Raw genomic sequence first — 7,886 nt, 5'->3', positions numbered from 1 at the left:
AAGCAGCCTAAGCACATTGCTGTGATTAAGCTGCTTACTATAACAAAATAAATCTCCAATTTTTGGGGTTCACTTCACTAACGTATTTTTGTACCGTTTGACTATGATACAACTGAACTAATTGCTTGAATTGTTTATTATTTTTTTCCTTTGAGGCAGTTGCCAAGATGTTAATGTTGTCTTTTGTTGACTGATTAATTTTTTCATAAAAAATAGTATCTTTTAAGACATTAAGCTTGCCTTCCAAAGCAATCGTGTTACCGATTAAAGCAGCAGCGATGTCATCATCTTTAAACACGCGTGGGCCTGTTGTATCATCTATTTCTCTAAATTTTAGACGATGTGGATTACTTTTAATCGCATTTACACCAGATAAACTACCAAAATTAGACTGTAACGTGATCAATCCAGATTTTTCCAATAAACGCAAACCTCGTGCCGTGTTGGCAGCGTTATTCGCAATTGCAATTGTTGCCCCATCTGGTATATCCTTGATGGCTTTATATTTATTCGAATAGATACCCATTGGTTCAAGATATGTCGTCCCTAATACTGACAATTGATTGTTTTTGTTACTTTTATTGTAAGCATCATAATAGGCATAAGATTGGAAAGCATTAACATCTATCTTACCTTCTGCCGTAGCAGTGTTTAAAGCCACCCCATCAGTAAAATTTTTAACGACTATTTTAATGTTTTTTTCTTTTGTTTCGGGTAGTTTAGCAATGTACTGCCAAGTTTGCGCATCGGATCCAATAGCGCCAACGGTTATTTCTGATTTTGTATTCGTATCTGTTGAACGTTGGTACGCGAATATGGCAACCCCAACCACCACTATAACGGCTATTGCTGCAATGAGTATTTTTTTTCTAGTCATAATTATTCCTTTAAATGATATATTGGCTGGTCATTTTCAGTGAAAACGCATACCGCCATCTATTAAAATTGATTGTCCTGTAATATATTTTGCATCTGGTGATACCAGAAATGCTACCACATCCGCTACATCTTCTGGCAAAGCAGCTCGACCAAGTGCAATTTCACCAATAACATTTTGTCTCTGTATCTCAGGCGTTGTGCCTTTAATTTTGGCAGTTTGACGATCAATTTCGTCACGCATTGGTGTCAGAACAATACCTGGATCATAGGCGTTGACAGTAATGTTATCTATAGCAAGTTCTTTGGCTGCCGATTGTCCAAGCCCTCTAATCGCAAATTTCGAAGCAGAGTAGGCACTTTGTAATGCTGAACCTTCAACAGCAGCTAAGGAAGCAGCGTTCACAATTCTACCACCATCCCCTTGTTTTTGAAACTGGGTTGCGGCAGCCTGTATCCCCCAAAATGTTCCTTTAATATTGACATCAAACAATCGTTCAACTTTTTTAGGATCACTATCGACTATTTTATCAATGAAAGCGATGCCTGCATTGTTCACAAAAACGTCTAAACGACCGAAATCCTGCACAACTTGATCAACTAAATCAAAAACAGCTGTCCTGTCCGCAACATCGAGTACATAATATTTTGCACGATGAGGTGCCGTCGCGTTAATATCATCCGCAACAAATTTTGCTGTTGCTGGGTCAATATCTGCAATTGCTACATCATAATTCTCTTTAATCAATCGTGTTGCAATGGCTTGACCAATACCACGACCACTACCGGTTATAATAGCTACTTTGTTACTCATATTCTATCTCCCTTTTCTACTTTTAAACATCATGACAACAAAAAACCGCAACTTTGACAAAGCAAAGTTGCGGGACGAATTAGATCGTGGTACCACCCGGTTTCCGCATCAAATCACTATGATGCGCTTACTAAGTACGGCATAAAAATACGATACTCTGACACGTTAACGGGTGTAACCGAATGATATTAACAAATGCTTTGCTCACATCATTTCAACTCCAAGACCATTTTCCAAATTTCCATGATACTAATTTTCACCAATCATTAGCTCTCTATACAATCAATTTAATAAGTACTTATCTTTTCAACGCTATATAATAAGATGATTATATAATGGTTAATTTATAATGTCAACTAATTAATAAAATATCCACTACCAATCGGTTTAAATTGATAATCTGTCTACTTTAAAAGTCTCTGATAAAGTGAGATACGCCTATCTTTATCAGAGACTTTAATTTTTTCTAAACAACCAAATTTATTCTGTTATTCGATTCTTTCGTTCCTTAATAATATTTTTATTCCCACCAACTATAATGACATCGGCTACATCTAAAAACAATCCATGCTCCACAACACCAACTTGACGCTCAAGATATTCAGCCAAGTTTTGCGGATTATCAATCGCATTTAAATGTAAATCAATAATATAATGACCGCCATCAGTCACTATAGGTAATTTGTTTTTATCCATTCTAAGAATAGGATTAAGGCCTTTATCATTAAAATTTTTCAATAAACGACCACTCCCATAGGGAACAACCTCAACCGGCAGAGGAAATGTACCTAAAATATCATGTACCTTAGTATCATCAACAATCCAAATATTACGTTTAGAGTTTTTAGCAACAATTTTTTCCATTAATAATGCTGCCCCACCACCTTTAATACCATTCATGTAGGCATCAACTTCATCGGCGCCATCAATAGTAACATCAATGTGATCTACATTGTCAATATCATTGACTTTAATACCCAAACTGGCACATATTTCAGAGGTTTTTTTTGAAGTTGTCACCCCAGAAATTTTTAACCCCTGACGAGCAATAGCTTCTAATAAATACATGACTGTCGAACCTGTTCCTAAACCAACAATCATGCCATCTGATATATAATTAATCGCTACTTCAGCAGCTTTCTTTTTCTTTTCGTCTTGTGTAATCATCTTGATACCTCATAGTTTGCTAATTGATTAATCTTTTCGTCAACTGCTTTTTTATATGGAATAGATGATATAGCACCAGCCTTACTGACAGCTAAAGAACTGGCCATGGTACTACGTAACAATAATTCTCGCATATATAGCATGTCATGCCGTAAACTTGCAACAACTGTGCCAATAAATGTATCCCCTGCAGCTGTAGTATCAATGGTCTTGACACTAAAAATTGGTAAGAACCCGGGTTCGTTTAAAATATTATAATAAACACCCTTATCTCCGAGAGTGATAATTACGTTTTTTAGTCCTTGAACACTTAATTGTTGATAAATTGTATCTTCTATTGTTTTTAAATCTGTACTTTTAGAAGCATTAACAAGCGCAGCCGCCTCTGTCTCATTTGGTATAATTAAGTCAGTGTAACGAATTAAATCATTGCCAAGGTCGTGCGTAATCGGTGCTGGATTGAGTACAGTAATAGCCCCACCTACTTTGGCAATTTTGAACGCCGCTTCAACTGCTTCCTTAGGAACTTCTAATTGTGCGACAACTACATCGGCATCTCGCAACACTTTGGTTGCTTTTTCAACATCTTCTTTATCCAAGTCCATATTAGCACCACCATGAACTAGTATGGTATTATGACCATTAGATTCTAACAAAATGGTTGCAGTTCCTGTTGGCTTATTCTTTTTCACGATGTAATCTGTGTTAATATTTTCTTTTTTTAATAACTTATGGAAGAGTTCCCCATTATCATCGTCGCCAGTAGCGCCAATAAATGTTACATTTGCGCCTTGCCTAGCAGCCGCAACAGCTTGATTTGCACCTTTCCCACCAAAATTAGTTGTTTGATCAATAACGGAGATGGTCTCTCCTTGAAGCGGAAGTCTTTCAATTTTTGTAACCAAATCTATGTTTAAACTTCCAATTACGACAACATTATTCATTTTTACTGCCTTTCATATTCATAAATAAGAACTAAATATAACGAACAAATTATTTGTACTTATCAGAAACTATAAGTTCCAATGGTGATTTAATATTACTTGATACTTTCTTTCCTTGGAAATATTCATATGCTGCTTGAACGGCTAACTTACCCATTTCTTTTGGCTTCTGTGCAACAGTTGCCGCCATTTGACCTTTCTTTACAGAACTAATCCCATCCTCAGAACCATCAAATCCGACAATAATAATATTTGGATTAGACTTTAAAGCTTGCACTGCACCCAATGCCATTTCATCATTTTGAGCAAACAGGCCCTTTATTTCAGGATGCGCTTGAGCAATATTTTCAGCGGTATTCAATCCTTGTGTACGATCAAAGTTAGCTGTCTGTCGTGTGACAGTATCGAGTTTTCCTTTAGCTGTGTCATCGAATCCCGCACCACGTTCACGTGTTGCAGATGCCCCAGGTGTTCCCTGTAATTCAGCAATTTTTCCATTTTTCCCTAATGTTTTAATCATAAATTCAGCTGCCATTTTACCACCTTCTCGTGAATCAGAGGCAACTAAACTCAGAACTTTTCCACCATCAGAAGACCTGTCTATTGTAATGACTGGTATCCCAGCTTCATTTGCAGACTTCACTTCTGGCGTAATTGCTGAAGAATCGACTGGATTTATAATCAGAACATCAACCTTTTTTTGAATTAAATCTTCCACATCGTTGCTCTGTTTGTTCGTACTATTTTGCCCATCATATACTTGTACCTTTGACCCAGACGATTTAGCAACTTCGTTCACACCATCTTTAATAGAAATAAAGAATGGGTTGTTCAATGTGGATAACGAAACACCTATCGTCAATTCAGATGGTTTTTTATGTTGTACTGTTACATTATTTTGAAAGGGATTGCTGATAGAAAAAACCTGACGACCCGATGTAACGAAGAAAATACCATATATTAATATGCCAACAGCAACAATAATACCGATAACTTTTTTAGTCATAATAACGACTCCTTTTATGCTTTCTTCCGACGATCCAATAGAACTGCTATAATAATCACAATTCCCTTAACAATTTGCTGATAAAAACTGGAAATACCAATTAGGTTCATACCATTGTTTAATGTACCAATAATTAGCGCACCAATGAGTGTCCCAAATATTCGACCACGTCCACCAGCTAATGATGTACCGCCTAAAACAACAGCAGCAATAGCATCCATTTCAAATCCCGTTCCTGCATCTGGTTGAGCTGAACTTAATCGTGAAATCAAAACCATACCGGCTGCTGAACTCATAATTCCTGAAATGACATATATCCAAGTTTTAGTAATATTTACCTTAATCCCAGACACAAATGCTGCCTTCTCATTACCACCAAGAGCATAGGTTTTCCTGCCAAATGTCATCTTGTGTAGCAGAATATAGAGAATAATAAATGAAATTATCATCAATATAACTGGAACTGGAATTCCAAAGAAATATCCTCGACCAATGAATTGAAAAACAAAGCTATTATTCATTGCTTTTCCTGTAATTGGATTACCATTTGTAAAAACATAAGTTGCGCCACGAAAAATTGTCATTGTTGCTAGTGAGGCAATAAATGGTGCTGCACCGCCTTTAGTAATAATTAATCCGTTCACACCACCTAAGATGCCACCAATTATAATTCCAACTAACATTGCAATTAATGTTGGTACGCCGCTTGTAATCATCATAGCGGATAAGGCTGAAGTCAAAGCTAATATTGCACCAACTGATAAATCAATGCCGCCAGTGAGAATAACAAATGTCATACCAAATGCAATCAAGCCGTTAATCGAAACTTGTCGTAACAAGTTCAATAAGTTATTAGGATCTAAAAAGCTTGGATTCATTGCAGTTGTGAGCAATGCTAAAACAACCAATGCAAGTACTGGACCTAACCCTGATACCTTACTCATCAGGCTCTTGTTCTCTTTTACTACTTCCTCTACACTTTTTACGCTAGCCATTATATTTTTCCTCCTGTTGCAAGTGTCATAATATCTGATTCTGTTACCTTTTCGTTATTATCGACAATTCCCATAAGGCTGCCTTCATACATGACTGCAATGCGGTCACTCATAGCTATAATCTCTGGTAGATCACTCGAAACCATTATAATTGCCACACCTCGATCAGTTAACTCATTCATTAAATCGTAAATTTCTCGTTTAGCACCAACATCAACACCTCGTGTCGGTTCATCTAAAATCAATATTTTACTACCAGCGCCAATCCATTTGGCGAGTACTACTTTCTGCTGATTTCCACCAGATAAACTACCTACACTAATATTTTGACCATCCGTTTTTACGGTTAAACGTTTTATCAAAAGATCAACGAAACTGTCTTTAGTGTTTTCATCTATCATATGGTTTTTTACCAGCTCTTGTAAACTTGGCATAATGATATTTTCAGCAACAGAGAAATCTAGAATCAGTCCCTCATCTTTACGATTTTCAGTTACAAAACCAATTCCCTGTGTAATAGCATTTGACGGATCGGAAATTTTTTCTATCTTGCCATCTATTTTAATATCACCAGAATCTATTGGATCGATCCCAAATATTGCTCGCATTATTTCGGTTCGACCCGATCCCATTAACCCTGAAAATCCTAGTATTTCACCTGATTTGACAGAAAAGTTTATATCCTTAAATTTGTCAACACGAGTGAGATGAGACACACTTAGCATAGTATTTCCATAGTTTGTATGCCGGTCTGGATAAAATTCACCAATATCACGACCAACCATGCTAGTAACTATTTTATCAATGCTTGTATCAGAAATTAGTGACTCATTAACAGTATGACCATCACGCATAATTGTTATTTTATCCGCTATCTCCATATTTTCCTCAATACGATGGCTGATATAAATAAAACTCACACCTCGAGCCTTTAAATTATTCACAGTTTCAAAAAGAGAACGTATTTCTGATGTCGTCAATGCTGCCGTTGGTTCATCCATAATAATAACTTTCGCATCTGTCATCATCGCTTTTGAAATTTCAATCATTTGCTGTGCGCCAACGCTCAAATTTCCTATAGGACTATCCAAATCATAGTTAATATGTAGCGTATGAAAGATACTGTTTGTTTGAGAACGCATAGCTGACTCATCTAAAAAACCGAACTTTTTTTTCAATTCTTTATTTAGAAACATATTTTCTAAAACCGTCATTTCACCGAAATTATTCATTTCTTGGTGAATAAAACTAATCCCATGTTCTTCTGCATCCTTAGGTCCATTAAAAGTAACTACCTTATCGTCAACCATTATTTGACCAGCATCTGCTTTTAACAATCCAGTCATAATGTTCATCAGTGTTGATTTTCCTGCACCATTTTCTCCCATTAAGGCATGCACTTCCGCATTTCCTAAATGAAAATCAACATATCGTAACACATGATTTTTACCAAATGATTTAGAAATACCAATCATATCAATTTTCATGTTTTCTCCTTCCATTTATCATTACTTTTTAGAAAATAACGCCACTTTCAAAAATAATATTTGCATATGGTGTAGTTTCTCCTGTTCTAATAAATGCTTTACTTTCTTTAATATTCTTCTTTAGATCCCTATGAGAAATAAATTCAATGCCAACCTCCCCATCAAATCGTCTCTTAATTTGTTCCAAAATATCAGGATTCTTTACTTTAATTTCTTCAGCTAAATAAATTTTTTGCACCTCTAATTCCAACAGTATGACATCCAGCACCTCCATAAAACTCGGCGTCCCGCTTTTTACAGATAAATCAATCTTATTTACTCCTTCTGGAACAGGTGTTCCTGCGTCCCCCATTGCTAACCAATCCATGTGTCCCATGTCAGCTACTATCGTCGAAATATTTGAATTCATAATACCTATTTTTTTCATAACAGGTTCTCCTTTTTAGTTTAGTAAAACGTTTTACTTTTTGTTCAAAAAAATAGGCCTTTTATTTAATATTTTGTAAGCGCTTCCATATCTATAAATTAGACCTTTTTATTTCCTTTGTCAAGTTATATTTGATATTTACTATTTTTCTCTACAATTAATCTAAATCT

8 protein-coding genes and 1 other annotated feature are annotated in these 7,886 nt (G+C 35.9%); all 8 genes read right to left on the bottom strand.

Annotated features, from left to right (window positions below; all coding sequences use genetic code 11):
• Positions 1–37: 37 nt before the first annotated feature.
• Positions 38–877 carry a MetQ/NlpA family ABC transporter substrate-binding protein gene (locus K5Q14_RS07655; protein WP_220735207.1) on the bottom strand — a complete coding sequence of 280 codons (840 nt, stop codon included), beginning with the start codon at positions 875–877 and terminating at the stop codon, positions 38–40.
• A 36-nt stretch (positions 878–913) separates the two neighbouring features.
• Entirely contained in the window at positions 914–1,690 is a 777-nt protein-coding gene (locus K5Q14_RS07650; protein ID WP_220735206.1) for an acetoin reductase, read from the bottom strand.
• A 67-nt stretch (positions 1,691–1,757) separates the two neighbouring features.
• Positions 1,758–2,009, bottom strand: a binding site (T-box leader).
• Positions 2,010–2,170: 161 nt separating this feature from the next.
• The gene (rpiA, locus tag K5Q14_RS07645; RefSeq protein ID WP_220735205.1) at positions 2,171–2,857 is read right to left on the bottom strand and encodes a ribose-5-phosphate isomerase RpiA; all 687 of its coding nucleotides are present in this window, start codon (positions 2,855–2,857) and stop codon (positions 2,171–2,173) included.
• Positions 2,854–3,801, bottom strand: coding sequence for a ribokinase (rbsK, locus tag K5Q14_RS07640; RefSeq protein ID WP_220735204.1), 948 nt, complete (start codon positions 3,799–3,801; stop codon positions 2,854–2,856). The genes rpiA and rbsK overlap by 4 nt, the downstream gene beginning before the upstream one ends.
• A gap of 49 nt (positions 3,802–3,850) precedes the next feature.
• The gene (locus K5Q14_RS07635) at positions 3,851–4,807 is read right to left on the bottom strand and encodes a D-ribose ABC transporter substrate-binding protein (protein ID WP_220735203.1); all 957 of its coding nucleotides are present in this window, start codon (positions 4,805–4,807) and stop codon (positions 3,851–3,853) included.
• 14 nt (positions 4,808–4,821) lie between these two features.
• Positions 4,822–5,751, bottom strand: a complete 930-nt coding sequence (locus K5Q14_RS07630; RefSeq protein WP_246587615.1) for an ABC transporter permease subunit — start codon at positions 5,749–5,751, stop codon at positions 4,822–4,824.
• A 50-nt stretch (positions 5,752–5,801) separates the two neighbouring features.
• A complete protein-coding gene (locus K5Q14_RS07625; protein WP_220735201.1) occupies positions 5,802–7,289 on the bottom strand; it encodes a sugar ABC transporter ATP-binding protein in 1,488 nt (495 codons plus the stop codon).
• Between the two features lie 28 nt (positions 7,290–7,317).
• Positions 7,318–7,716 (bottom strand): D-ribose pyranase, encoded by a 399-nt coding sequence (gene rbsD, locus K5Q14_RS07620; protein ID WP_220735200.1) that lies wholly within the window; start codon positions 7,714–7,716, stop codon positions 7,318–7,320.
• Positions 7,717–7,886 lie beyond the last annotated feature (170 nt).

This window comes from Leuconostoc inhae, from assembly GCF_019656015.1.
Classification (GTDB): Bacteria; Bacillota; Bacilli; order Lactobacillales; family Lactobacillaceae; genus Leuconostoc; species Leuconostoc inhae_A.
Note: the sequence above shows the minus strand (reverse complement) of the source record. Positions and strands in the feature narration are given on the sequence as shown.